The organism is Plantibacter sp. RU18 (assembly GCF_050613355.1).
In the GTDB taxonomy this organism is placed as follows: Bacteria; Actinomycetota; Actinomycetes; order Actinomycetales; family Microbacteriaceae; genus Plantibacter.
This window is the reverse complement of the sequence record NZ_CP159618.1, coordinates 3,590,509-3,613,537: the sequence shown is the minus strand read 5'-3', so window position 1 is coordinate 3,613,537 and position 23,029 is coordinate 3,590,509. Positions and strand designations below refer to the sequence as shown.

The 23,029-nt window shown below is 68.4% G+C and carries 18 protein-coding genes, 2 pseudogenes and 1 other annotated feature; of the genes and pseudogenes, 16 read left to right on the top strand and 4 right to left on the bottom strand.

Features of this window, described 5'->3' with window-relative positions; genetic code table 11:
* Positions 1-8: 8 nt before the first annotated feature.
* Positions 9-2,618, top strand: a complete 2,610-nt coding sequence (locus ABMA10_RS17295) for a DNA polymerase III subunit gamma and tau (protein ID WP_347869365.1) — start codon at positions 9-11, stop codon at positions 2,616-2,618.
* Between the two features lie 3 nt (positions 2,619-2,621).
* The gene (gene recR, locus ABMA10_RS17290; RefSeq protein ID WP_347869366.1) at positions 2,622-3,221 is read left to right on the top strand and encodes a recombination mediator RecR; all 600 of its coding nucleotides are present in this window, start codon (positions 2,622-2,624) and stop codon (positions 3,219-3,221) included.
* 84 nt (positions 3,222-3,305) lie between these two features.
* Here recR and ABMA10_RS17285 read toward each other — a convergent pair whose 3' ends face one another.
* Positions 3,306-5,039 (bottom strand): dihydroxy-acid dehydratase, encoded by a 1,734-nt coding sequence (locus tag ABMA10_RS17285; protein ID WP_347869367.1) that lies wholly within the window; start codon positions 5,037-5,039, stop codon positions 3,306-3,308.
* Positions 5,036-6,472: a hypothetical protein gene (locus ABMA10_RS17280; protein WP_347869368.1), complete on the bottom strand. Its 1,437-nt coding sequence runs from the start codon at positions 6,470-6,472 to the stop codon at positions 5,036-5,038. The genes ABMA10_RS17285 and ABMA10_RS17280 overlap by 4 nt, the downstream gene beginning before the upstream one ends.
* Positions 6,473-6,643: 171 nt before the next feature.
* On the opposite strand from ABMA10_RS17280, the gene ABMA10_RS17275 reads away from it, so the two are divergent.
* The 10 genes from ABMA10_RS17275 to ABMA10_RS17230 all read left to right on the top strand — a co-directional run bounded on the left by ABMA10_RS17275 (position 6,644) and on the right by ABMA10_RS17230 (position 16,735).
* The gene (locus ABMA10_RS17275) at positions 6,644-7,168 is read left to right on the top strand and encodes a GNAT family N-acetyltransferase (protein ID WP_347869369.1); all 525 of its coding nucleotides are present in this window, start codon (positions 6,644-6,646) and stop codon (positions 7,166-7,168) included.
* Positions 7,169-7,200: 32 nt separating this feature from the next.
* Positions 7,201-8,340: a Gfo/Idh/MocA family protein gene (locus ABMA10_RS17270; protein ID WP_347869370.1), complete on the top strand. Its 1,140-nt coding sequence runs from the start codon at positions 7,201-7,203 to the stop codon at positions 8,338-8,340.
* A gap of 120 nt (positions 8,341-8,460) precedes the next feature.
* Positions 8,461-9,753: an ABC transporter substrate-binding protein gene (locus ABMA10_RS17265; RefSeq protein WP_347869371.1), complete on the top strand. Its 1,293-nt coding sequence runs from the start codon at positions 8,461-8,463 to the stop codon at positions 9,751-9,753.
* A 10-nt stretch (positions 9,754-9,763) separates the two neighbouring features.
* Positions 9,764-10,729: a carbohydrate ABC transporter permease gene (locus tag ABMA10_RS17260; protein WP_347869372.1), complete on the top strand. Its 966-nt coding sequence runs from the start codon at positions 9,764-9,766 to the stop codon at positions 10,727-10,729.
* Positions 10,719-11,618, top strand: a complete 900-nt coding sequence (locus ABMA10_RS17255; protein ID WP_347869373.1) for a carbohydrate ABC transporter permease — start codon at positions 10,719-10,721, stop codon at positions 11,616-11,618. Before ABMA10_RS17260 ends, ABMA10_RS17255 begins: the two co-directional genes overlap by 11 nt.
* A gap of 6 nt (positions 11,619-11,624) precedes the next feature.
* Positions 11,625-12,473, top strand: coding sequence for an IclR family transcriptional regulator (locus ABMA10_RS17250; protein WP_347869374.1), 849 nt, complete (start codon positions 11,625-11,627; stop codon positions 12,471-12,473).
* Positions 12,470-13,381, top strand: a complete 912-nt coding sequence (locus ABMA10_RS17245; RefSeq protein WP_347869375.1) for an SDR family NAD(P)-dependent oxidoreductase — start codon at positions 12,470-12,472, stop codon at positions 13,379-13,381. Before ABMA10_RS17250 ends, ABMA10_RS17245 begins: the two co-directional genes overlap by 4 nt.
* The gene (locus tag ABMA10_RS17240; RefSeq protein ID WP_347869376.1) at positions 13,378-14,292 is read left to right on the top strand and encodes a hypothetical protein; all 915 of its coding nucleotides are present in this window, start codon (positions 13,378-13,380) and stop codon (positions 14,290-14,292) included. The genes ABMA10_RS17245 and ABMA10_RS17240 overlap by 4 nt, the downstream gene beginning before the upstream one ends.
* Entirely contained in the window at positions 14,289-15,860 is a 1,572-nt protein-coding gene (locus ABMA10_RS17235; RefSeq protein ID WP_347869377.1) for an aldehyde dehydrogenase family protein, read from the top strand. Before ABMA10_RS17240 ends, ABMA10_RS17235 begins: the two co-directional genes overlap by 4 nt.
* A complete protein-coding gene (locus ABMA10_RS17230) occupies positions 15,857-16,735 on the top strand; it encodes an SMP-30/gluconolactonase/LRE family protein (protein WP_347869384.1) in 879 nt (292 codons plus the stop codon). The genes ABMA10_RS17235 and ABMA10_RS17230 overlap by 4 nt, the downstream gene beginning before the upstream one ends.
* A 255-nt stretch (positions 16,736-16,990) precedes the next feature.
* On the opposite strand, the gene ABMA10_RS17225 is transcribed toward ABMA10_RS17230, so the two are convergent.
* Positions 16,991-17,743 (bottom strand): GNAT family N-acetyltransferase, encoded by a 753-nt coding sequence (locus tag ABMA10_RS17225; protein WP_347869378.1) that lies wholly within the window; start codon positions 17,741-17,743, stop codon positions 16,991-16,993.
* 274 nt (positions 17,744-18,017) lie between these two features.
* Between ABMA10_RS17225 and ABMA10_RS17220 the strand changes: the two are divergent.
* Positions 18,018-18,629: pseudogene (locus ABMA10_RS17220) on the top strand (IS30 family transposase); the annotation flags it as partial.
* Positions 18,630-18,658: 29 nt separating this feature from the next.
* On the opposite strand, the gene ABMA10_RS17215 reads toward ABMA10_RS17220, so the two are convergent.
* Positions 18,659-19,878 (bottom strand): IS3 family transposase gene (locus ABMA10_RS17215; protein ID WP_431030710.1). Its coding sequence is split into 2 segments (ribosomal slippage): positions 18,659-19,599 and positions 19,599-19,878, totalling 1,221 coding nucleotides; the frame shifts between segments, so codons are not numbered across the junction.
* Positions 19,487-19,600, bottom strand: a sequence feature (AL1L pseudoknot). It overlaps the preceding gene by 114 nt.
* Before the next feature lie 54 nt (positions 19,879-19,932).
* On the opposite strand from ABMA10_RS17215, the pseudogene ABMA10_RS17210 reads away from it, so the two are divergent.
* From ABMA10_RS17210 to ABMA10_RS17200, 3 genes and pseudogenes are all read left to right on the top strand, one after another.
* Positions 19,933-20,379 (top strand): annotated as a pseudogene (locus ABMA10_RS17210) (IS30 family transposase); the annotation flags it as partial.
* 142 nt (positions 20,380-20,521) lie between these two features.
* Positions 20,522-21,793 (top strand): aspartate kinase, encoded by a 1,272-nt coding sequence (locus tag ABMA10_RS17205; RefSeq protein WP_347868126.1) that lies wholly within the window; start codon positions 20,522-20,524, stop codon positions 21,791-21,793.
* 153 nt (positions 21,794-21,946) lie between these two features.
* Positions 21,947-23,014, top strand: coding sequence for an aspartate-semialdehyde dehydrogenase (locus tag ABMA10_RS17200; protein ID WP_347868125.1), 1,068 nt, complete (start codon positions 21,947-21,949; stop codon positions 23,012-23,014).
* Positions 23,015-23,029: the final 15 nt, after the last annotated feature.

The window sequence follows — 23,029 nt, the reverse complement described above, 5'->3', positions numbered from 1 at the left end:
ATTGGTCCGTGGTCACTGCTCTGTATCGCCGGTATCGGCCCGAGACGTTCGCCGACTTGATCGGTCAGGCTCAGGTGACCGATCCCCTCATGACGGCCTTGCGCACCAACCGGGTCAATCACGCCTACCTCTTCAGCGGTCCGCGCGGCTGCGGCAAGACGACGTCTGCCCGCATCCTGGCACGTTGCCTCAACTGCGCAGAGGGCCCGACGGACACCCCGTGCGGTGTGTGCCCGAGCTGTGTCGAACTCTCCCGGGACGGCTCCGGTTCGCTCGACGTCGTCGAGATCGACGCGGCGAGCCACAACGGCGTCGACGACGCCCGCGACCTCCGCGAGCGCGCCATCTTCGCCCCCGCCCGCGACCGCTTCAAGATCTTCATCCTCGACGAAGCGCACATGGTCACACCGCAGGGCTTCAACGCCCTGCTGAAGATCGTCGAGGAACCACCGGAGCACGTGAAGTTCATCTTCGCGACGACCGAACCCGACAAGGTGATCGGCACGATCCGCTCGCGTACCCATCACTACCCGTTCCGGCTCATCCCACCGGCACAGATGCTCGACTACGTCCAGCAGCTGTGCGACAGCGAGCATGTCGGTGTCGAGGCCGGTGTGCTGCCGCTCGTCGTCCGTGCCGGCGGCGGTTCCGCCCGCGACACCCTTTCCCTGCTCGACCAGCTCATGGCAGGTTCCGAGGGAGACTCGGTCGACTACGAGCGCGCCGTCGCCCTGCTCGGCTACACCCACACGGCCCTCCTCGACGAAGTGGTCGAAGCCCTCGCCGCTCGTGATTCCGGAGCGGCCTTCAGCACCGTCGACCGCGTCATCCAGACCGGCCAGGACCCACGTCGCTTCGTCGACGACCTGCTCGAACGCCTGCGCGACCTCATCGTCGTCGCGGCCACCGGAGAGAACGCCGCCGCGGTGCTGCGCGGGCTCCCACAGGACGAACTCGACAAGATGCTGGCCCAGGCTCGTGCCTTCGGGATCGCCGAGCTCTCCCGCACGGCCGACGTCGTGAACGAGGCGCTCACGCAGATGACGGGCGCCACCTCTCCCCGCCTGCACCTCGAACTCATGATGGCGCGCATCCTCGTGCCGGCTGCCGACGACTCGGCGCGCGGAGCGCTCGCTCGCGTCGAACGACTCGAACGGCGTATCGGGGTCGAGGGTGCGAGCCCATCTGCCGCCGGGGCGTCAGCGGCTGCGCCTTCGGTGCCGTCGTCGTCGGCCCCTGCCTCATCGGCTCCCGCGTCATCGGCTCCTGCGTCATCGGCTCCTGCGTCTCGGGTCACCGAGCATCCGGTCCCCGAGCGTGTCGAGGGGCGCACTTCCTCGTCCCCACAGCCTGTCGCGGGCCAGGCGGCACAGACCCTTACGGCTCCTGCAGCAGCGGTACTGCCCGCTCCGGCTCCGAGGGTCGGCCCCGTGACGTTGCAGCTCGTGCGCGACGCCTGGCCCGAGGTCGTGGCGCGCGTGGAGAAGGCCGACCGCAAGGCGTGGATGATCGTCCTGAACACGCAGGTCGGTGGCTACTCCGACGACGAGGTCCTCACGCTCGTCTTCGCGAACAACAGCGACCTCGCCGATTTCAAGGCGAGGCACGCACCCGGTACCGGTGTCGCCGAGGTGCTCCGCACCGCGGTCCTCGACGTCCTGGGTGTGCGCGTGAAGTACCTCGCGAAGGTGGCCGGAGCCGACGACGGTTCGGGCCGCAGCGCGCCGCCTCCCGTCGGGTCGGTGACGGCCGAGTCATCGGCGTGGTCGACACCGAGCCTGCCGCAGACTGTTCCGGCTCCCGCGCAGGCTCCGTCGTCCTCGGCTCCCGCGTCCTCGGCTCCCGGGTCTTCGGCTCCCGGGCCCGCTGCTGCAGTCCTCGAGCCCGTCGAGGAGCAGCCCGCCCCCGGCGGTCGCGCGTCATGGCCGACCGTCGCCCCGGCCAGAGGCGCACCTGTTTCCGCGCCGGTCGAGGATCTGCCCCCGGCATCGCATCAGGCGCCGACGACGCCAGAAGCCGCTTCCGTCCCCGAGCCTGCCACCGCCGAGCCTGCCACCCCCGCGGCGGCTTCCACACCAGCGCCGACTCCCGAGCCTGCCCCGGTCCCTGAGCCTGCGTCGGCCCCGGTGCCTGCCCCGGTCCCCGAGTCTGTCGACGGGCCCACCGCGCCGCCGGCGCAGACTCCCGCCGCCGCGCCCTCCGTTCCATCCCGATCGCAGTCCGTGCCGTCGCGTCAGCAGGCGCCCGCGCGGGGTCCGGCCGCCAGCGATGCCCTCGGCTCCCGCACCGTCACGTGGGACGTCGCCAGCATCCCCACGGACGACGACGCACCGCCGCCGGACGACGAGCCGCCCTACCCGGATCCGTTCGAGTCGGCTCCGTCTGCAGGGCGTCCGAGCCAAGCCGCGCCTGCTTCCTCACCGTCGCAGAGCGCAGCCCCCGCAGCGGGTCCGGCCCCCGATCGTCGGCAACCGCCGACGAAGCAGCGCCAGGCGCCGCCTGTGCCGACATCGCACCCCGCAGGAGACAACCGGTACGGCGAGAGCGTCGTCCGTGAGCTCCTCGGCGCGACATTCATCGAGGAGCAGCCGCACGAGCCGCGCTCCGGAGGGCGATAAGCCATGTACGAAGGAATCGTCCAAGACCTGATCGACGAGTTCGGTCGTTTGCCGGGCATCGGCCCGAAGTCTGCGCAGCGCATCGCGTTCCACATCCTCCAGACGGAGACCTTCGACGTCTCGAAGCTGGCGGAGCTGCTCACCGTCGTCCGCGAGAAGGTGAAGTTCTGCGAGATCTGCGGCAACATCTCCGAGCAGAACCTGTGCAGCGTGTGCCGCGACCCACGTCGCAACCCGGCGTCGATCTGCGTCGTCGAGGAGCCGAAGGACGTCGTCGCGATCGAGCGCACCCGCGAGTTCCGTGGCTTCTACCACGTGCTCGGCGGCGCCATCAGCCCCATCGACGGCATCGGCCCCGACGACCTCAACATCCGCCGACTCATGCAGCGCCTGGCGGACGGCACGGTCACCGAGGTCATCCTCGCGACCGACCCGAACCTGGAGGGCGAGGCGACGGCGACCTACCTCAGCCGCCTCCTCGTGCCCATGGGCATCCGCATCACGCGTCTCGCCTCCGGCCTCCCCGTCGGCGGCGACCTCGAGTACGCCGACGAGGTCACCCTCGGTCGCGCGTTCGAGGGCCGGACCGTCGTCAGCGGCTGACCACGTCGACAGGCTCAGTGACCAGATCCCTCCGGTCCCCGAGCGGGTTGGTCCCGGTCCCGAGCGTGTCGAGGGGCGTGGCGCTCAGGAGCGACCGACGACCGGGTCCACTCGTCGGCGATGCGCGGCGGTCGGCGCGGTGAGGAAGTCGAGATCTGCACCGACGTCCGCCTGCTCGACGTGTCGCTGATAGAGCAACGGCCAGCCGCGCACGTGCTCGGACACCGGTGGTCGCCACTCGCTGCGTCGGCGGTCCAGCTCCTCGGGTGACACCTCCAGCTCCAGGGTGCCTGCCTCCACATCGACACTGATCATGTCCCCGTCGCGCACGAGCGCGATCGGACCGCCGACAGCCCCTTCGGGAGAGGCGTGGAGGAACACAGTGCCGAAGCTCGTGCCGCTCATGCGTGCGTCGCTGATGCGGACCATGTCGGTCACGCCCTCCTCCAGCAGCCGGCGGGGGATCGGGATCATGCCCCACTCCGGCATCCCGGGGACACCGACGGGCCCGCACCCGCTCAGCACGAGGACGTGCTCGGCGGTGACGTCGAGGTCGATGTCCTGCGTCCGCTCACGCATCTCCTCGTAGCCGTGGAAGACGAGTGCCGGCCCGCGATGCCGCCACAGCGCCGGGTCGGACGCCGCTGCCTTCAGCACCGCGGTCCCGGGCGCCAGTGAGCCCGCGACGGCACGGATCGCCGGTCCCGCGACGACGGGGTCCGAGAGCTCGCGGATGGCTCGTGTGCGTGCATTGTCGGCGAGCGGCGGTCGAGCAGCGGCGACGAGCGGGAGCCCGGTGCAGGTGAGCGGTTCGGTCTCGATCGCGTCGCCGAGCGCGAACACCAGCGACGGCACGCCGCCGGCCAGATCGAGCTCGCGCATGAGGCCGCTGCCGCACGGCTGGACGTCGGCGATGACCGGGATCCCGTCGCCAGCTGCAGCGACGTCCCTCGGCCCGAAGGTGATGCCCGCCCGTCCGGCGATCGCTGCCAGATGGATGACGGCGTTGGTCGAGCCGCCGACCGATTGCAGGACGCGCGCGGCGTTCCGGAACGATGCGGGCGTGAGGATCTTCGACGGCGTCAGCCCCTCGTCGATCATGCCGACGATTCGTTTGCCGCTCTCGTGGGAGAGGTCCCGACTCGGGCCCTTCCCAGCCTGCACGGTCGCGGCACCAGGGAGCGTGAACCCGAGGGCCTCGACCACCATCGCCATCGACGACGCGGTCCCGGCGGTGTTGCAGGAGCCGGTGCCGCAGGCGTAGCAGGCTTCGAACCTGCGCCACTCTGCACTGTCGATCTCGCCGCTCCGGTATCTGTCCATCTCGCGCCACAGGTCGGTGCCGGTCCCGAGCTCCCGCCCGTCGAAGATCGGTGCCGGGCGGTTGCCGCCGACGATCTGGATGGTCGGCAGATCGGAGCTGATCGCCCCCATGAGTGCGCCGGGTGTGGTCTTGTCGCAGTTGGTGAGCAGGACGACGCCGTCGATCGGGTTGGCCCGCAGCAGCTCCTCGACCTCGATCGAGAGCAGGTTGCGGTACAGCATCGCGCTCGGTTTCATGAGGTCCTCGCCGAGCGACATCGCCGGCATGACCATCGCGGTGCCCCCGGCCTCACTCACACCCCGGCGCACATGCTCGGCGAGCTCGCGCAGCGGGAGGTTGCACGGGTTGGCGTCGCTGCTGGTGTCGATGATCGCGACGATGGGACGGCGCTCGCCGCGCTCGATCTCGCCGCCGCCCATCCGCACTGCGACCCGGTGGGCGAGTGCGACCTCGTCGTCGCCGTCGAACCAGGCGCGTGATCGCAGGTCGCTCACGAGGCCACCTCCGCCGTCGCGGTGAAGCCGAGTTCGACGATCGCCGCGTCGGCCGCGGCGATGAGGCGTTCGAGTGAACCCGCCTGCAGCACTGTCTGCCAGGCCTGGTAGCGGTCCTCGTGGTAGGCGTGCTCCGGTGGCAGGTAGACCCAGCCCGGTCCGTTGGTCAGGTTCATCACGACGATCGTCGTGTCGGGGAACCGTGCCCGGAGTGTGGACTGCAACGCCGAGTACGCCTCGCCGGGGTGGGCGACGAACACGGCGTCGCCGAACCGCCAGACCCACAGTGGATGGACCGGCTTCCCCATGTCCGCGTAGGTGCGTCGCAGGCGGGTCGCCCGTCGCAACCGCTCGGCGCGGCTGCGCGGATCGATGTCCGCCCAGTCCCGTTCGAGGTCCTCGATGGGCGGGAGGGCCTTGACCTCGACCGGGACCTCTCGGTGCAGCCGGGATGCGGTCCCGTCCCAGGAGGCGGGCACCGGATCCCAGATGGCGAGTGGAGCGCCGGACTGGATGATGTCGTCGAGTTCGAGGTCGGTTCCAGGGGCGGGCATCGCGAGGAGGACGCCGAGGACCGCGTGCCCGAGCGAGGCTCCGTGTCGGTCGGCGAGCTCGAGCTCGCCGCTGTATTGCTGGCGCGGGCCGAGCTCACCGCTGGCGCCCTGCAGGAACACGCATGGTGCGCCGGTGTGGGATTCGACCACGTCGCGCATCGGGCCGACGTAATCGGGAGACAGGTGACTGTTGTCGTAGCCGAGCGTCGTGGGGTGGCAGGCGTAGTTGACGATCGTCGCGAGCAGTGTGCCGTCCGAGCGGCTCGCGCGACCGACGATGAGCGTCTGGTCCGGATCCTGCTCCGGATCGAAGCCGAGGAGCGCCTGGCCGTCGTGCGTGAGGTCCCTCACCGCAGCGAGGCCATGTGTGCCGGCGCTCCAGACGAGGTCGGCGCGTTGGAGGTCGGCGATCGCCCGCCCGGCGGCATCGGCCGCTGCGGCGGCGAGCGCGTCGAGATACCCGGGGACGGGCTCGCCGCCCAGCAGATCGGCGTCCTCGCGGCAGATCGACGGGCCGGCGTGCGTATGCGTCAGGTGCAGGAGCACCCGATCAGCCGCCAGCCCCGTCGCATCGAGCACGGCGCCGCGGACCTGTCCCTCGTCCTCCATCGTCCGCCACCAGCCGAGGTCGGCGGTGATGACGAGGGATGCGTCGGATGTGCCGGAGGACTCCGAGTCGCGCAACGCGAGGGCAGTGAGCGTGAGCCCTCCGTGCACGCCGGTGCTCAGATCGGCGTCGCCGTAGCCCCAGTTCCGCATCCGGATGCCGATCGGCGCCGTGATGTCGCTGCGGGCAACACCGATCGAGCCTGTCCATCCGGGGAGCGAATAGCGAGGCGAGGTGGCAGTGACAGAGGTGGGGGGAGGCGTCGTCGGCACAGTCAGAGACTAAGCACTGGTTCCGAAACGGCGAAATGTGTTCGTGGGTGCAGAACGATCGTGACGACGATCCGCGAGATGTTCGTCTCAGCAGAACGGCGTTTTCTTTTCCCGAATCCGTTCATACACTCAACCGACCGCACACGATCGGTCTCGCCGAAGGAGGCACCAGTGACGCAGCTGTTCATGACCCACCCGGGGCCGCCCGCCACCGTCACGCCGGAGCCCCTGGCGACCGGCCTGGTGCTCCGTGCCGCCACTGTCGCCGATGCCTCTGCCATCGCGGTCGTGCTCGGCGAGAGCTTCGAGGAACCGTGGGACGCGCAGCGCGTCCGATCGGAGTTCTTCGAGGCGCAGGACGTCGCAGCCGTGTGGGTCGTCGAGGACGAGCAGGGAATCTTCGGCACCGCGTCCGAGCGCATCATGCCGGAGACCTACCCGGACGCGGGCTACGTGCACTACGTGGGCGTGCTCGACCGGGCACGCGGCAAGCGGATCGGTGCGATCCTCACCGCACGTTGCATGCAGGGCTTCGCCGAGCGCGGGCTCTCTACGACAGTGCTCGAGACCGATGACTTCCGGATCCCCGCGGTCATCACGTACCTGCGTCTCGGGTTCGTCCCGACGTACCGTTCGGACACCGAACGCAGCGCCTGGTCCGCGCTCCTGCCGACCCTGTTCGCCGCCAAGCGATGACCGACCACCTCGTCTCGAAAGGAACCACCTCCGTGTCAGAGCAGCCCAAACTCAGAGTCGGCATCGCCGGAGCCGTCCGGGGAGGCGGGTTCATCGCCGGCCTGCGCGAGGAAGCACATCGCGCCGAGCTCGTCGCCGTCTACGACCCGATCCCCGCCGCGCGTGAGGCGTTCGCGGCGACGAACCAGGTCGAGCACATCTGCGAGAGCTTCGACGAACTGCTCGACCGTGTCGACCTCGTGATCCTCGCCTCACCGCAGCAGCACCACACGCCGCAGGCTGTTGCAGCGCTCGCGCGGGACATCCACGTGCTCAGCGAGGTGCCGGCGGCCGTCAGCGTGGAGCAGGCGAACGCCCTCGTCGCCGCGGTCCGTGGCTCGAAGGCGCAATACATGATGTCCGAGAACTACGGCTACATCCGCGAGAACCTCATCGTCCGCGAGATGGTGCGCGAAGGTGCGTTCGGCGATCTGTACTACGGCGAGGGCGAGTACCTCCACGAGATGAAGACCTGGCACACGACCCCCACCGGGGAGAAGACGTGGCGCTACTACTGGCAGGTGGGCCGCGACGGCATCACCTACCCCACGCACAGCCTCGGTCCGCTGCTCCAGTGGTTCGACGATCGTGTGATCTCCGTCAGCTGCGTCGGCACCGGTCGACACACCGATCCGGAGCACGAACTGCAGGACACCACCATCCTCCTGGCGCGGACGCTCAAGGGCCGACTGCTGCGGCTCCGCTTCGACCTGCTCTCCAACCGCCCAGAACTGTACGCGTACTACGCCCTCCAAGGGACCGACGGGGCTTACGAGGCGGCGAGGACGCCGAACTCGGAGGCAGTCGTGTACCTCAACGGTCGCTCGCCGAACGGGGTCTGGGAACCGCTCGAGAAGTTCGCGGACCGCTACCTGCCGAGTCGCTACAACCAGCCGGGGTCGAAGGACACCCACTGGGGTTCCGACGCCTGGCCGGTGCGCGACTTCATCGAGTCGATCCTGACGGGGAGCACTCCGGAGATCGACGTGTACGCGGCGCTCGACATGACCCTCCCCGGGATGCTCTCGGAGCTGTCGATCGCACAGAACGGCGCCTGGGTGCACGTACCGAACCCACGCTTCTTCACCGGGGGGATCGGGGTCGACCCCTCCCGGGAATCCAGATTCGCCTGACCGCACCACCCGCTTGAACAACACCCGCATTCCCCCACCACCCGCACGTCGACAGGCTCCGTGACCGGACCCAGGTCCCTGAGCCTGTCGACGGGCGCCACATCATCGAGAGGAACCACAATGACGTTCAGATTCGGGGCTGCAGTCGCAGTCGTCGCCGTTTCCGGCCTGCTCCTCGCAGGCTGCTCCTCCGCAGAACCCCAAGCAGCAGACTCCGGCAAAGTGGCCGGGGAGGTCACGCTCTGGAGCTACGGCAAGGTCCAACCCAGCATCACGAAGCTCATCGAGGGCTTCGAGAAGGAGAACGCAGGCACGAAGGTCAACGTGATCGAAGAGCCCGGCGACCAGTACTTCGCCCTGCTCCGCGCCGCATTGACGTCCGGTCAGGGCCCCGACATCTTCCAGATGTTCCCGGGCGGCTACCAGCACCAGTTCTCCGACTACTCGCTCGACCTGAGCGACTACATCGAACGCTCCGAGTTCGAAGCGGTGCAGGGTCAGTTCTTCGCCGAGAAGTCGAACCTCGACAACCCGGTCTACGGTGTCCCGCTCGTCAGCAACATGTACTACACCCTCTACAACCAGGACATCCTCGACAAGGCCGGCGTGACGAAGTTCCCGACGGACTGGGCCGAGGTCGACGACGCCTGCAAGAAGATCACGGCGGCCGGCTTCCTGTGCATCGGCTACGGCAGCGACACCGGTGCCGGTGGTTTCGACGCGTACCAGGACTTCAGCTACATGTCGGGTGCCGCGGTCGGTCTCGACGGTTGGGACGGCCTGATCGACGGAACGAAGAAGTACGACAGCAAGGCGCTCGTCAGCCAGGTCACGAAGTGGGGCGAGTTGCAGACGCAGGGCTTCACCAACCCGGACGTGCTCACCTGGCGTGACGTCCGGACCGACTTCCTCGCCGGGAAGACGGCGATGTACATGACGGGTAGCTGGGATGCCAGCTGGGCCTCCGACGGCCTCGGCACCTCGGTGCACGCGGCTCCGACCCCGTTCAGCGACGACCCGATGGACCTCCTCGTCCGGCTGCAGGACTCCGGTCTCTCGGTCTCCAAGGACTCCAAGAACGCGACGACCGCTGCAGCCTTCGCCGCGTACTCCATCTCGGAGGCCGGTCAGAAGATCATCGCCGCCGCCGGCGGGGTACCCGCTCGCACCGGTATCGAGTCGGACAGCCCGGTCAACCAGGAGATCCTCGCGAACTCGGTCGCGGGCAAGTGGGACGTCGTCCCGATGATCGACAACTTCCTCGACGCGTCGGTCACCACGGCACTGCGTTCCTCGCTCAACCAGGTCATGGCGGGCCAGCTCACCGCCGAAGAGGCGCTCAAGAAGGTCGACGAGGCCACGGCCGCGGTGCCGGCCGGCGACCGCGTCACCTACAACCTGTCCGGAAAGTAGGCCACCGGTCATGTCTCTCGACCTCCGCCGTGCGACGGCCGGGCCCACCGTGGCACGGCGGCGGTCGCGGGCAGGCCGCCCACCCGGTGTCCATCGACGCCAGTCGGTGATCCGTCAACGCCAGTACTGGGGACGGATCTTCGTCCTCCCGGCGCTCGTGCTCGTGGCGCTGCTCATTATCCTGCCGAGCCTCCAGGGCCTGTACTACAGCTTCACCGACTGGAACGGCCGCAGCGCCACCTGGGTCGGTCTCGACAACTACATCAACGGCATCTTCCTGTCGCCGGACTTCGGGCGCATCACGTTCAACAGCCTGTGCGTCGTGATCTCAGTTCCGTTCGGAGTGGCGCTCTCGGTCGTCGTCGCGAACCTCCTGGCCAACAGCACCTGGGGACGCGCGTGGTTCCGCGGCATCTACTTCCTGCCGATCGCGCTCTCCTGGGTGGTCATCGGCATCACCTTCGCCTACCTGCTGTCCGGGCGCGGCCCGATCAACGGGCTGCTCGACGTGGTCGGGCTCGGGCTGCTCAGTCAGGACTGGCTGGGCGGTGAGACGTCGGCGCTGCTCAGCATCATCCTCGTCTTCAACTGGTCCTACTTCGGCATCAACGTCGTCCTCCTGTTCACCGGGATGACGACGGCCGACCAGTCGGTCACCGAGGCGGCGCGGCTGGATGGGGCCCACGGCGTGAAGATGTTCACCAACATCGTCATCCCGCAGGTTCGCCGGTACATCGAGTTGTCCCTCATCGTGACGATGGCGGCGGCGATCACACAGATCTTCGCCCTCATCTACACGATGACCTCCGGTGGCCCGGGGGTGTCGACGACGACGCTCGAGTACGCCCTGTACACGCGATCGTTCAGCCTCGGCCACTTCTCCCAGGGCGCCGCCTTCGGCATCCTGTTGTTCCTCGTGTCCCTCGTGTTCGCAGTAGTGCGCTTGCGCGCCGGAGTGAAAGCCGATGATGACTGATCACCAGAGCACCATCACCGCCACCGGGCCGACGCCCGTGGCGGGACCCTCGCCGGCAGCACGGAAGGTCGGCACCCGACGGGTCGGCGACCGGCTCAAGGCGCTGCTGTCCACGGGACTCGTGCGGATCGTGCTCGTGGCGCTCGCAGCCATGACGATCGCTCCGCTCGGCTTCATGGTCTTCAAGTCCCTGACGAAGCAGGACGGCACGAACGCCCTGACCTTTGACGCGTGGGCCGCGGTGCTGAACGGCAAGTTGCCGCAGGCAGGGCTCATCTCGCTGCAGGTGAGCGTCATCGCGATCGTCGTGATCCTCGGGGTCGGCACACTCGCGGCCTTCGGCTTCGCGAAGCTCAGCTTCCGCGGTTCCCAGCCCATCATGGCGCTGATCATCGTGCTCATGCTGGTGCCGGGGCAGACGTTCATCATCACCGAGTACTTCAACTTCAGCAATCTCGGTCTCATCGGGAACATCCCGGCGGTCGGAGTCCTCTACGGTGCCACCCAGATACCCTTCGCGACGTTCATCCTCACGAACTTCTTCCGGGCAATCCCGGACGAGCTCGTCGAGGCGGCGATCATCGACGGCGCCTCATACCCTCGCGCCTTCTGGAGCATCTTCCTGCCGCTCGCCCGCCCGGCGATGGTGACGGTCGGCGTGCTCGCCTTCATCGGCGTGTGGAACGACCTGCTCATCGCACTGCTGTTCCTTCCGACACCGGGAGCGCGTACCCTCAGCGTCGTGATGGCCGGGGCGCAGGATACTCGTGTGTTCGATGTCAGCCAGGTGATGGCGGGATCACTGCTCAGCGCGATCCCCTGCATCATCGTGTACCTGATCTTCCAGCGGCAGATCGCGGTCGGCCTCACCGCAGGGACGGGAAAGTAGGGGGACATGACGACCATGAAGATCACCGCGACCGACGCAGCGGCTCCGGGGGCCGCACTGCTGGATCCCGCGGGGGAGCCGAGCACGGGCAAGTACACCCTGCGCAGCATCTCGAGGGCCATCGACGCACTCGAGGTCCTCGCAGCGGCTGAATCGCCGCTCGGGGTGAGCGATGTCGCCCGCGAGCTGGGAGCGTCCAAGAGCACGGCGTTCGCCATCCTGCAGACCCTCGAGGAACGCAACCTCGTCGGATCCGCGGGCGAGGGGTTCCAACGCCGGTACACGCTCGGTCTCGGTCTCGCGAGGCTCGGGCACCGCGCGGTCAGCAGCGTGTCGATGCTCGACGCGGCCATGCCGCACCTCGAGCGACTGACCAAGACGACCCGGCTGTCCTCGCGTGTCGCGACGATGTCCCAGGGCATCGCCGTCGTGCTCGGCCAGGTCGACGGACCGAACTCCGTACGCTTCGACCTGAACATGGGCGGTCGTGAACGACTGCACTGCACGGGTATCGGGAAGGCCATCCTCGGTCAGTACTCGGACGAGGAGATCACCGATCTCGCCGAACAGACCGGCTTACCGAAGCGGACGGGGTACACGATCACGTCGGTCGACGCACTGCTCCGCGACATCGCCAAGGTGCGCGACCGCGGCTTCTCGGTCGACGACGAGGAGGATGCCGAGGGGGTGCTCTGCATCGGAGCGCCGCTCATCGACCACACGGGTGCGTGTGCCGGGGGCATCAGCGTCACCGGTCTCAAGATGAGCCTGCCGCTCGAACGGGTGCTGCGCGTCGGTGAGCTCGTCATGACCTCCGCCGAGGCGATCTCCCACCGGATGGGAGCACCGAGATGACCGCCTCACTCTTCGGTCTGCTCGGCAGACGGGTGCTCCTCACGGGTGCCGCCGGTGGCATCGGTCGGGCGCTCGCACTCGGCCTCGCGCGGGCCGGCGCCGACCTGGCACTCGCCGAACGCCCCGGAGTCACCCCATCCGCCGAGCTCAAGACCGCCCTCGCCGAGACGGGGAGGGCGGTGCGCTGGTACTTCCACGACCTGGCCGACGCCGCGTCGCTCGGAGACTTCGTCGATGAGATCCGAGCGGACGGTCCGATCGACGTCCTCGTCAACAACGCGGGCTCTGCGACGATGGACCACTTCAACCGCATCGACTACGCCACCTGGCGGGCGACGATGGCGGTCGATCTCGACGCCCCGTTCCTCCTCAGCCAGCGTGTCGCCGAGCACATGGTCCACGATGGCATCCACGGGCGGATCATCATGATCTCCTCGAAGAACGGGCTCCAGGCAGAGCCAGGGCTCGTCTCCTACAACGCGGCGAAGGGCGGCCTCGAGCTGCTCGCACGCAGCCTGTCGGTGGAGCTCGGCGTGCACGGCATCACCGTCAACACGGTCTGCCCGGGAATGGTCGACACCGGTCTGGCCGGTGATTTCCCGCTCGACTGGGACGCGTTCGTCCCTTACTACCAGCAGCACATCCCGCTCCAGAACCGCTTCGCGCTCCCCGAGGAACTCGTCGGACCCGTCGTGTTCCTCGCGTCGGATGCCGCGTCCTACGTCACCGGCCAGTCCCTGGTCGTCGACGGAGGCGTGCTCGCCAATCAGGTCCCACGGATGCAGTTCATGCGTCCGTTCGAGGATCGCCTCGGTACCACGGTGGCCCCGTCCGACAGCAACCCATCCGACACAGACACACCCGTGCCAGCAGTGCGCACGACAACCGACGAGGAGTCATCCCGATGAAGGCACAGCGTTACCTGGAATCCCTCGGCCTGCCGGGCGGAGACGACTACTCCCTGCCGACGAGCGGCACGAGGTTCGCAGACGGCTCGGCCTTCCACGTCGAGATCCCCTCGGTGGAGGGCCCGGTCGCGATGGAGGCGGTCATCGACGAGGCCGCTCGGCTGGGCGTACCGGTGCACCGTGTCAGCCAGGGCAGCGGGATCTGGATGCTGACCGACGACGAGATCAGCCGGATGGTCGAGCTCGGACGGATCCACGACATCGAGGTGTGCCTGTTCGTCGGACCGCGGGCCGGATGGGACACCGGGGCACAGGCCGGTAGCCCGGGCGGCGCGGTCGTCTCCGGATCACTTCGTGGCGCCGACCAGCTGGCGTACGGCGTCGAGGAGGTCGTCCGCGGATGCGCGCTCGGCCTGCGCTCGGTGCTCGTCTCCGACCTCGGCCAGCTCGCCGTCCTCGGCAAGCTCAAGGCGAACGGCGACCTCCCCGCCGACCTCGTGCTCAAGGTGTCGGCGTCGTTGCCGGTCTCGAACCCCGCGGGCGCCCGGCTCCTCGAAGAGCTCGGCGCGTCGAGCCTCAACGTCGCCGTCGACCTCAGCCTGCCGACGCTCGCCGCCATCCGTGCGGCGGTCACGATCCCACTCGACCTGTACATCGAGTCCTCCGACGACTTCGGCGGCGTGATGCGGTACTACGAGATCCCCGAGATCGTGCGGATCGCAGCTCCCGTGCATTTGAAGTTCGCCGTGAGGAACTCGCCCGGCCTCTACCCGAGCGGCGGCCATCTCGCCGGCGTGCTCGACGCCACAGCCCGGGAGCGCGTGCGCCGTGCAGCCCTCGGTCTCGCCATGCTGGACCGGGCAGCGGCTGCGGTCGACGGCTCTGCGCTGGCACTCCCGGTGACCTCGTGACCGATGCCGCAGCCGACGCGCCCGTCAGCGCGGGGATCGTGGCCGGTCGCGCGGCCATCGCGGAGCCGGCAACGACCTTCCACAGCCGTGACGTCGCGACCGGGGAGGACCGCGCCGCAGCCTTCGCCGACGCGAGCACGAGTGAAGCCGAGTCCGCTGCCGCTGCCGCTGAATCGGCGTTCCTCCTGGCACAGCTCGGCGAGCGCCGCCTCGACCCGGGCGCGCTCATCCGGTCGGTCATCGCCGCGCTCGAGGAGCACCGGGACCACCTGGTCGAGGTCGCCGGAGCGGAGACGGGTCTCAGCCCTGAACGCCTGCACTCCGAGCTCAGCAGGACGACCGGGCAGTTCGCGCTCCTCGCTGCGGCAGCGGCCGGTGCGTCCGGCGTCGCCGTGGAGGAGGACCAGGGCGACCCCACAGCTCCGTCGCTCGCCCTCGGCCGGGTGCCGCTCGGGCCGGTGGCCGTGTTCGGCGCCAGCAACTTCCCGTTCGCCTTCGGGGTGCTCGGCGGGGACACGGCCGCGGCGCTCGCCGCAGGCTGTCCGGTGGTGGTGAAGGGTCATCCGGCTCACCCGGAGACCAGTCAGGTGCTCGCCGAGATCGTCACCGAGGTATTGGCCGATCTGCAGTGGCCGCTCGGTTGGTTCTCCCTGCTGCACGGCCGTGGAAGCGCGATCGGGCGTGCGCTCGTCGTCGCGGAGGGCATCGCGGCGGTCGCATTCACGGGTTCGACCCGTGGTGGGCTCGCGCTGGTCGAGGCGGCCGCGTCCCGCCCCGTCCCGATCCCCGTGTTCGCGGAGCTTGGCGGCATCAACGCGCTCTACCTGCTTCCGGAGGCGGCTCAGGACGCTGCCGCCTGCGACGGCGACGGTCTGAGCTCGACGTTCGTCTCCGGACTGTCGCAGTCGGTCACGGGCGGCAGTGGCCAGTTCTGCACCAAACCGGGTCTGCTCGTGCTCGTGGACGATCCGGCTGGGCGGGCGGTCATCGCCGGCCTGTCCGCCGCGCTCGACGCCGTGAGGACTCCACCATTGCTGACACCGGGGATCCTGCACGCGCTGGTCTCCGGGGCGGAGCGCTTGCGAGTGCAGAACCCGGTCGATGTCCTGCTCGCCGGTCCGGACGAGCGCGCTGTGCCGGAGGCTCCGGTACCGGCGTTCCTCGCGACGGTGACGAGTGACGCGCTCCGGGCAGATCCGTCGATCGCCGACGAGCTCTTCGGTCCGGCTCTCGTCGTCGTGCGGTGTTCGAGTGTCGAGGACCTCCTCGATCTCACGGCGACCGTTCCCGGCGGTCTCACCGCGACCATCCACGCGTCCGACACCGAACCGGAGACCGCGCTCGCGCTGCTGCGCCGGTTACGGCTTCGTGCCGGCCGGGTGCTCTTCGGCGGCTTCCCGACCGGTGTGCGCGTCGGGAGGGCGACGACGCACGGCGGACCGTACCCTGCCACGAGCGCGCCAGGGACGACGTCGGTCGGGCTCCACGCGATGGATCGCTTCCTCCGGCCGGTCACGTTCCAGGATCTGCCGGGCGGCTTTCGCGAACCCGCGCTGTCGTGGAGATGATCCCGGCGGTCCCGGTCGAGTTCGCGTCCGGCACCGTGTCCGAGCTCGGAGAATCTCCGCGCTGGGACGCCGCCCGCGGAGTCCTCTGGTGGGTCGACATCACCGGTTCAGTGCTGCATGGGTTGTCTCCTGACGGGTCGACCACGAGCCGAACGCTCGAGCGGCATGCGGGCGCGGTCAATCTCGCGGACGACGGGCGGCTGCTGCTCGCGACGACGTCAGGTCTCGAACTCCTCGACCCGGCGACCGGCGCGTCGACGTTCGTCACGCCGATCGAGGCCGGATCGCCCGAGCGGCGCATGAACGATGCAGGTGTCGACCCGGCAGGACGGGTGTGGGCCGGGACGATGCGCTGGGACGCGGGAGAGCCGCCGCACGACGGCGTGCTCTACCGGATCGACGGTGATGGGCCGCCCGTCCCGGTGCTGACGGGTCTCGGATGTCCGAACGGACTCGCCTGGCCGACGCCGTCGATGCTCGCGTACATCGACTCGCTGACCGGGCGCATCGCGCTCTGGTCGGTCGATCCCACGACCGGAGAGCTGCTGCAGGAGACGGGCTCCATCGACGTCTCCGCGTTCGACGGCATCCCCGATGGCTTGACGCTCGATGCCGATGGCACGTTGTGGGCGGCGTTCTGGAACGGGGGCGCGGTCCGACGTTTCGCGCTCGACGGGACGCTGATCACGACCATCGAGCTGCCGACGCCGCTCGTGACCAGTGTCGCCTTCGGCGGAGAGTCGCTCGCAACGCTGTACATCACCACGGCCACGAGCGATGCCGCGGACGCAGACCCGGCCGCCGGCCGTCTGTACCGCTGTGAGCCGGGGGTACGCGGCACGCTGCCGCACCGCTGGCCCGTCGTCGCGCACTGAGGTACCGGGCCCGTCCCGACCCGCTTCGGCCACTGAGTCGCTACGGTCCCCGGTCCCCGGTCCCCGTGCCCTGTGCCCCCTCACGTGCTTCCCGGGCATAACTCCTGCTCGTCGGGTGGGTGGCCGGCTGTTCGGGGAGATTGGACGGGTTTCGGGGTGTTCTGCAGGAGTTCTGCAGGCCGGAGCCGGAGACGGTGGGGGGGAGAAGCGAGGCGGGCAGGTCAGCCTGCTGCGTGCCTGAGGTGCGGAGAGCGCTCAGGCGTCGGCGGACGGTGCCGGCCATTCGGCGGCGGACGGCCGCGCCGACAGCTGACGGCCGACGGCGGAGAACCCGAGTTTGCGGGCGACCGCACGTGAACCGGGGTTCGTGTCCGCGGCACGCCACTGGGGGAGCAGCCCCGCGGCTAGTGCGTGCTCGACCGCGGTGGAGGCGAGCCGAGTCGCGAGTCCTGTGCCCCGAGCCTCCGGAGCGGTCAACGCCGTCACGTGCGCGACGTGCAGCGGCCAGGAACGGTAGCCTGCGACGGCGAGCACGCGCCCACCCTGCCGGACGGAGAACAGCGGCGAGGTGATCCCGAAAATCCCGCTCTCGGACGCCTCGTCCTCGCTCACCTTGGACAGCAGCGATTCGATCGCCGGGTCGCTCGCCTTGCTCGCGACGACGTCGATCTCCTCGGCGGGCGTGAACCGGCCCGGCAACAGGTAGTCGAGGGTGGCCGGACCGAGGACCTCGGCGACCTGGATACGCGAGCGCAGGAAGTCGAGCGTCCCGACGGTCCGTGGAGGCTCCGCATCGATCGCGAGACGCCGGGCGGTGTCCTCGTCCGGCACGATCGCGAGGGCGCTGCCGTCGATCTCGACGACGCCGATCCAACCGGGCGGGCACGCCATCGAACCGGCGTTGACGACGACGGCCACGCGTCCCGCCGCGAACCGCGCCGTCGGCGAGGCGAGGCCCTGCCAGAGACGGCGTACCGTCGCGAGCACTCGCGCGTCTGCTTGCTGCATACGCTCACCCTATCGAGGGAGATCGCAGGAGATCCGCCTCACAGCAGGAGCATTCGCGGCTTGGGTTCTAGGGATCAGTGCAACATCCTGATGTTTTGGAGTGTTGATGACGGTTCTGATGGCCCGTGTGGTGCAGCGAGTGTTCTGGTCGAGGATTCGTGACGGAGCGACGTCTGTGGATGCGGCGAAGGCTGCTGGGATTTCGTCTCAGCAGGGTGACGTGTGGTTCCGGAATGCTGGCGGGATGGTGCCATTGTCGTTGTTTCCGCCGTCAGGTCGTTTCTTGAGTATCAGCGAGCGTGAGCAGATCCATGCCGGGATCAGTCAAGGGCGATCGATCCGCGCGATCGCGGCGTCGATCGGGCGCAGCCCGTCGACCGTGTTGCGAGAGCTCCGTCGCAATCTTGATCGTCAGCAGTACCGGTCCCGGTCCAAGCTCGGACGCCCGGTGACCGTCCCGTGGCGGTATTCGCCATCGCTTGCCCAGCGTCGAGCTGATCAGCGGTTGGCTCGTCCGAAGCCCTCGAAACTCGCTCTGAACGATCGGCTGCGTGATGCGGTCCAGGCGGGACTGTTGCGCAAGCTCAGCCCGGAACAGATCATGCGACGATTGCCGTTGGACTTCCCTGACGAGGCGGAGATGCGCGTGTCCCACGAGACGATCTACCAATCGTTGTATGTCCAGGGCCGCGGAGCGCTCAGACGCGAGCTCACGGACTGCTTGCGAACCGGTCGGGCGCTGCGCAAACCAGCCCGACGCGCGACGAGCCGTGGCAAACGCATCCCGGACATGGTCATGATCAGCGAGCGCCCCGCGGAGGTCGAGGACCGGGCAGTCCCGGGTCATTGGGAGGGTGATCTGATCGTCGGTAAGGACAACGGTTCTGTCAAGCCCCGGGTTTGGTAGAGGCTCGGTTAGACCCGTTCCATCACGGTGATGGTGGGTAGTTGCGTGTAGAAGTTGTTCTCGGCTTCGACGGGTGGGATGTGTCCGATCTCGCCGTGGAGTCGGCGGTGGTTGTACCAGTCGATGTATTCCGCGACCGCGATCTCGAGCTCGTCGATCCCCTTCCACGGGCCGAGGTTGCGGATCAGTTCGGCCTTGAATAGAGAGTTCAGCGCCTCGGCCATCGCGTTGTCGTAGCTGTCGCCCTTGGACCCAACCGAGGCGACTGCTTCTGCCTCAGCGAGGCGGTCGGTGTAGCGCACGGCACGATATTGGACTCCGCGATCCGAGTGGTGGACAAGTTGTGACAGGTCCCGGCCGGCACGCTGCCGCGTCCAGATGCCCATCTCGAGAGCATCGAGGGCAAGCTCGGTGTGCATGGTTGTGGAGAGCTGCCAGCCCACGATCCGGCGGGAGAACACGTCCAATACGAACGCGGCATACACCCAGCCGGAGAACGTCCGAATGTAGGTGATGTCCGCAACCCAGAGGCAGTCCGGTGCCGGTGCGGTGAACCGTCGGTCAACGAGGTCCCCCGGACGATCCGTGAATGGCCCAGGGATCGTCGTGCGTGGCCCCTTGGCCCGCGAGATCCCGCGGAGACCCTCCCGACGCATGAGCCGCTCGATCGTGCACCTGGCCACCCGGTGGCCGTCGCGACGCAGCTGCGCATGGACCTTCCGGACGCCATAGACGCCATAGTTCGCTTGGTGCACGGCACGGACCTTCACCACGGTGTCCTCGTCACTGACGGACCGCTGCGAGGGCGGCCGAGACCGCGCGGCATAGTACGTCTGCGGGGCAATCGGCAGTTCCCTGCAGATCGGCTCGACCCCGAACTCTTCCTTGTGTTCATCGATGTAGGCGATCATCTGCTGTGTGGGCGGTCGAGCTCCGCCGCGAAGAAAGCCGACGCGCTCCGCAAAATCGCGTTCGCCCGCCGCAACTCCCTCACCTCACGCTCCACCTCGACCAGGCGAACCGCAGTATCAGTGGACGTCCCCGAACGCAGACCCCCATCGACCTCGGCGCGCTGGACCCAGCCACGCAACGTGTCCGACGGGACACCAAGCTGCCGGCCGATCCTGGTACACACACCACGGCGGCCCCCATCCGCATCACGCGCCTCGAACACAAGGCGCACTGCACGCTCTCTCAATTCCGCCGGGTACTTCCTCAAAGCTGGCATACTCCTCATCCTTTCAGGACGATCAGAGTCTCCATCAAACCAAGGGCAAGACATTCCGCGATCGGGACCCTTGTCGAGCGGAGCACACGGTTCGTGATGCTGCTGCATCTGCCAGATCGACACGGCGCGATCGAGGTTCAGGGAGCGATGATCGAGCAGATGCGCAAACTCCCGCATTTCCTCCGCAAAACCCTCACCTGGGACCAAGGATCCGAGCTCGCCGGCCACCGGAACATCACCGCAGCGCTAGAGATGGGCGTCTATTTCTGCGACCCACACTCGCCTTGGCAGCGAGGGAGCAACGAGAACACGAACGGGCTCCTGCGGCAGTACTTCCCGAAAGGCACCGACCTCTCCGGCTACCACCGCGACTACCTCGACTTCGTCGCCAACGAACTCAACGAACGGCCGCGGAAAACCCTGCACTGGGCAACTCCAAAAGAAGCCCTCGACCAACTACTCTCGAACCCACCAGCCAATGGTGTTGCACTGACCGCCTGAATCCGCCCGGCAGAACCTCCTGCTGCGGAGCGGGTCTCCTGCCGCCAGGCCGGGCCGCACGTCACATGGCGGGACCGGAATGCGGGCTTGGCTAGAATGGGCCGGGGCGGTAAGGCCCGAACCGACTTCCCCAGGAGATCCGATGGCATTGATCGTGCAGAAGTTCGGCGGGTCATCCGTCAGCGACGCGGAGAGCATCAAGCGCGTCGCAAAACGTATCGTCGAGACCCGGAAGGCGGGCAACGAGGTCGTCGTCGCCGTCTCTGCGATGGGCGACACGACCGACGAACTGCTCGACCTCGCCCACGAGGTGACGCCCATTCCGGCCCCGCGCGAGCTCGACATGCTGCTCTCCAGCGGCGAGCGCATCTCGATGGCGCTGCTCGCCATGGCCATCAGCAGCATGGGCTACGTGGCCCGCTCCTTCACCGGCAGCCAGGCCGGCATGATCACGGACGCCCAGCACGGCGCAGCCCGCATCGTCGATGTCACGCCGGTACGACTGCGCGAGGCACTCGACGACGGCGCGATCGTCATCGTCGCCGGTTTCCAGGGCTTCAACCGCGACACCCGCGACATCACCACGCTCGGCCGCGGCGGCTCCGACACCACGGCCGTCGCCCTCGCCGCAGCCCTCGACGCCGACGTCTGCGAGATCTACACCGACGTCGACGGCATCTTCACCTCCGACCCACGCGTCGTACCGAAGGCGAAGAAGATCGACCGCATCTCCAGCGAGGAGATGCTGGAGCTCGCGGCCTCAGGCGCGAAGGTGCTCTACATCCGCGCCGTCGAGTACGCACGCCGCCACGGTGTGACCCTGCACGTGCGCTCGTCCTTCAACAACAACGAGGGCACTCTGGTCCTCAACAACCCAGGAGAGGGTGAGGCACCCATGGAGCAGCCCATCGTCGCCGGAGTCGCCACCGACCTCAGCGAAGCCAAGATCACCGTCGTCGGCGTCCCCGACCTGCCAGGCAAGGCGGCCGGGATCTTCACGATCGTCGCGAAGTCCGGCGGCAACGTCGACATGATCGTGCAGAACGTGTCCACGGCGGTCTCAGGCGTGACCGACATCTCGTTCACGCTGCCGAAGCCAGAGGCCCAGCAGGTGCTCCGCGCGCTCGCAGCCGAGCAGGAGCGTGTCGGTTTCTCCGCGATCCAGCACGACGACCAGATCGGCAAGCTCGCGCTCGTCGGCGCCGGCATGCGCACCAACACCGGGGTCTCGGCCAAGCTGTTTGAGGCGCTGAGCGCGGCCGGGATCAACATCGAGATGATCTCGACGAGCGAGATCCGGATCTCCGTCGTCACCCGCGCCGACACGCTGAACAAGGCCGCCAACGTGGTGCACTCCGCGTTCGGCCTCGACGGCGACGACGAGGCTGTCGTCCACGGCGGCACTGGCCGCTGACCGCCCGGGTCACCGTGCGTGCGGTGCCCGTCGACACGCTCAGAAAGCGGACGGTCATCGAGCGCATCGAGGTGTCCGTCGGCGACACCGCCCCAACCCCAGCAATCCTGATGCAAGATGGTTCGTAGCATCCCCGAATCCAGAGGAATCCCCATGAGCAACGGTGTACGTGTCGGTGTCGTCGGAGCAACCGGCCAGGTCGGCAAGGTCATGCGTCGACTGCTGGAGGAGCGCGAGTTCCCGATCAGCGAGATCCGCTTCTTCGCGACGGCACGGTCCGCCGGGACGACCCTGCCGTTCCGCGGCCAGGACATCGTCGTCGAGGACGTCGAGACGGCCGACCCGAGCGGCATCGACATCGCCCTGTTCTCGGCCGGTGCGACGCCCTCGCGTGCGCAGGCTCCCCGTTTCGCAGCGGCGGGCGCACTCGTCATCGACAACTCCAGCGCCTGGCGCATGGACCCGGAGGTCCCGCTCGTGGTCAGCGAGGTGAACCCCCACGCCATCAAGGACGCTGTGAAGGGCATCGTCGCGAACCCGAACTGCACCACGATGGCAGCGATGCCGGTGCTCAAGGTGCTGGACGCCGAGGCCGGCCTGTCGCGCCTCATCGTGAACACCTACCAGGCGGTCTCCGGTTCCGGTCTCGCCGGTGCTGCAGAGCTCGCCGGTCAGATCGAGGCTGCCGTCGCCCAGGGCGACCTCACGCGTCTCGTCCACGACGGTTCGGCCATCGACTTCCCGGCACCCGAGAAGTACGTCGCGCCCATCGCGTTCGACGTCATCCCGCTCGCTGGCTCGATCGTGGAGGACGGCCTCGGCGAGACCGACGAGGAGAAGAAGCTCCGCAACGAGAGCCGGAAGATCCTCGAGCTCCCCGAGCTGCTCGTCTCCGGCACCTGCGTGCGCGTCCCGGTCTTCACCGGCCACTCGCTCGCGATCAACGCCGAGTTCTCGCGCGACCTGTCGCCGGAGCGCGCCATCGAACTCCTGCGGGACGCCCCCGGCGTGCAGCTGTCCGACGTACCGACGCCGCTCGAGGCGGCCGGTGCAGACCCGTCGTTCGTCGGCCGTATCCGTCCCGACCAGAGCGCACCGGCCGGCAAGGGTCTCGCGCTGTTCATCTCGAACGACAACCTCCGCAAGGGTGCAGCCCTGAACGCGGTGCAGATCGCCGAACTCGTCGCCGCCGAGCTGCTCGCGCAGCCCGCCACGGTCTGACGCGGCCGACCGGGT

What these genes read in the sequence shown, in the direction of transcription:
- ABMA10_RS17255 (WP_347869373.1), top strand. Translation starts at nt 10,719, where the DNA reads ATGATGACTGATCACCAGAGCACCATCACCGCCACCGGGCCGACGCCC.
- ABMA10_RS17225 (WP_347869378.1), bottom strand. Translation starts at nt 17,743, where the DNA reads ATGCAGCAAGCAGACGCGCGAGTGCTCGCGACGGTACGCCGTCTCTGG.
- recR (WP_347869366.1), top strand. Translation starts at nt 2,622, where the DNA reads ATGTACGAAGGAATCGTCCAAGACCTGATCGACGAGTTCGGTCGTTTG.
- ABMA10_RS17230 (WP_347869384.1), top strand. Translation starts at nt 15,857, where the DNA reads ATGATCCCGGCGGTCCCGGTCGAGTTCGCGTCCGGCACCGTGTCCGAG.
- ABMA10_RS17260 (WP_347869372.1), top strand. Translation starts at nt 9,764, where the DNA reads ATGTCTCTCGACCTCCGCCGTGCGACGGCCGGGCCCACCGTGGCACGG.
- ABMA10_RS17240 (WP_347869376.1), top strand. Translation starts at nt 13,378, where the DNA reads ATGAAGGCACAGCGTTACCTGGAATCCCTCGGCCTGCCGGGCGGAGAC.
- ABMA10_RS17250 (WP_347869374.1), top strand. Translation starts at nt 11,625, where the DNA reads ATGACGACCATGAAGATCACCGCGACCGACGCAGCGGCTCCGGGGGCC.
- ABMA10_RS17200 (WP_347868125.1), top strand. Translation starts at nt 21,947, where the DNA reads ATGAGCAACGGTGTACGTGTCGGTGTCGTCGGAGCAACCGGCCAGGTC.
- ABMA10_RS17245 (WP_347869375.1), top strand. Translation starts at nt 12,470, where the DNA reads ATGACCGCCTCACTCTTCGGTCTGCTCGGCAGACGGGTGCTCCTCACG.
- ABMA10_RS17265 (WP_347869371.1), top strand. Translation starts at nt 8,461, where the DNA reads ATGACGTTCAGATTCGGGGCTGCAGTCGCAGTCGTCGCCGTTTCCGGC.
- ABMA10_RS17205 (WP_347868126.1), top strand. Translation starts at nt 20,522, where the DNA reads ATGGCATTGATCGTGCAGAAGTTCGGCGGGTCATCCGTCAGCGACGCG.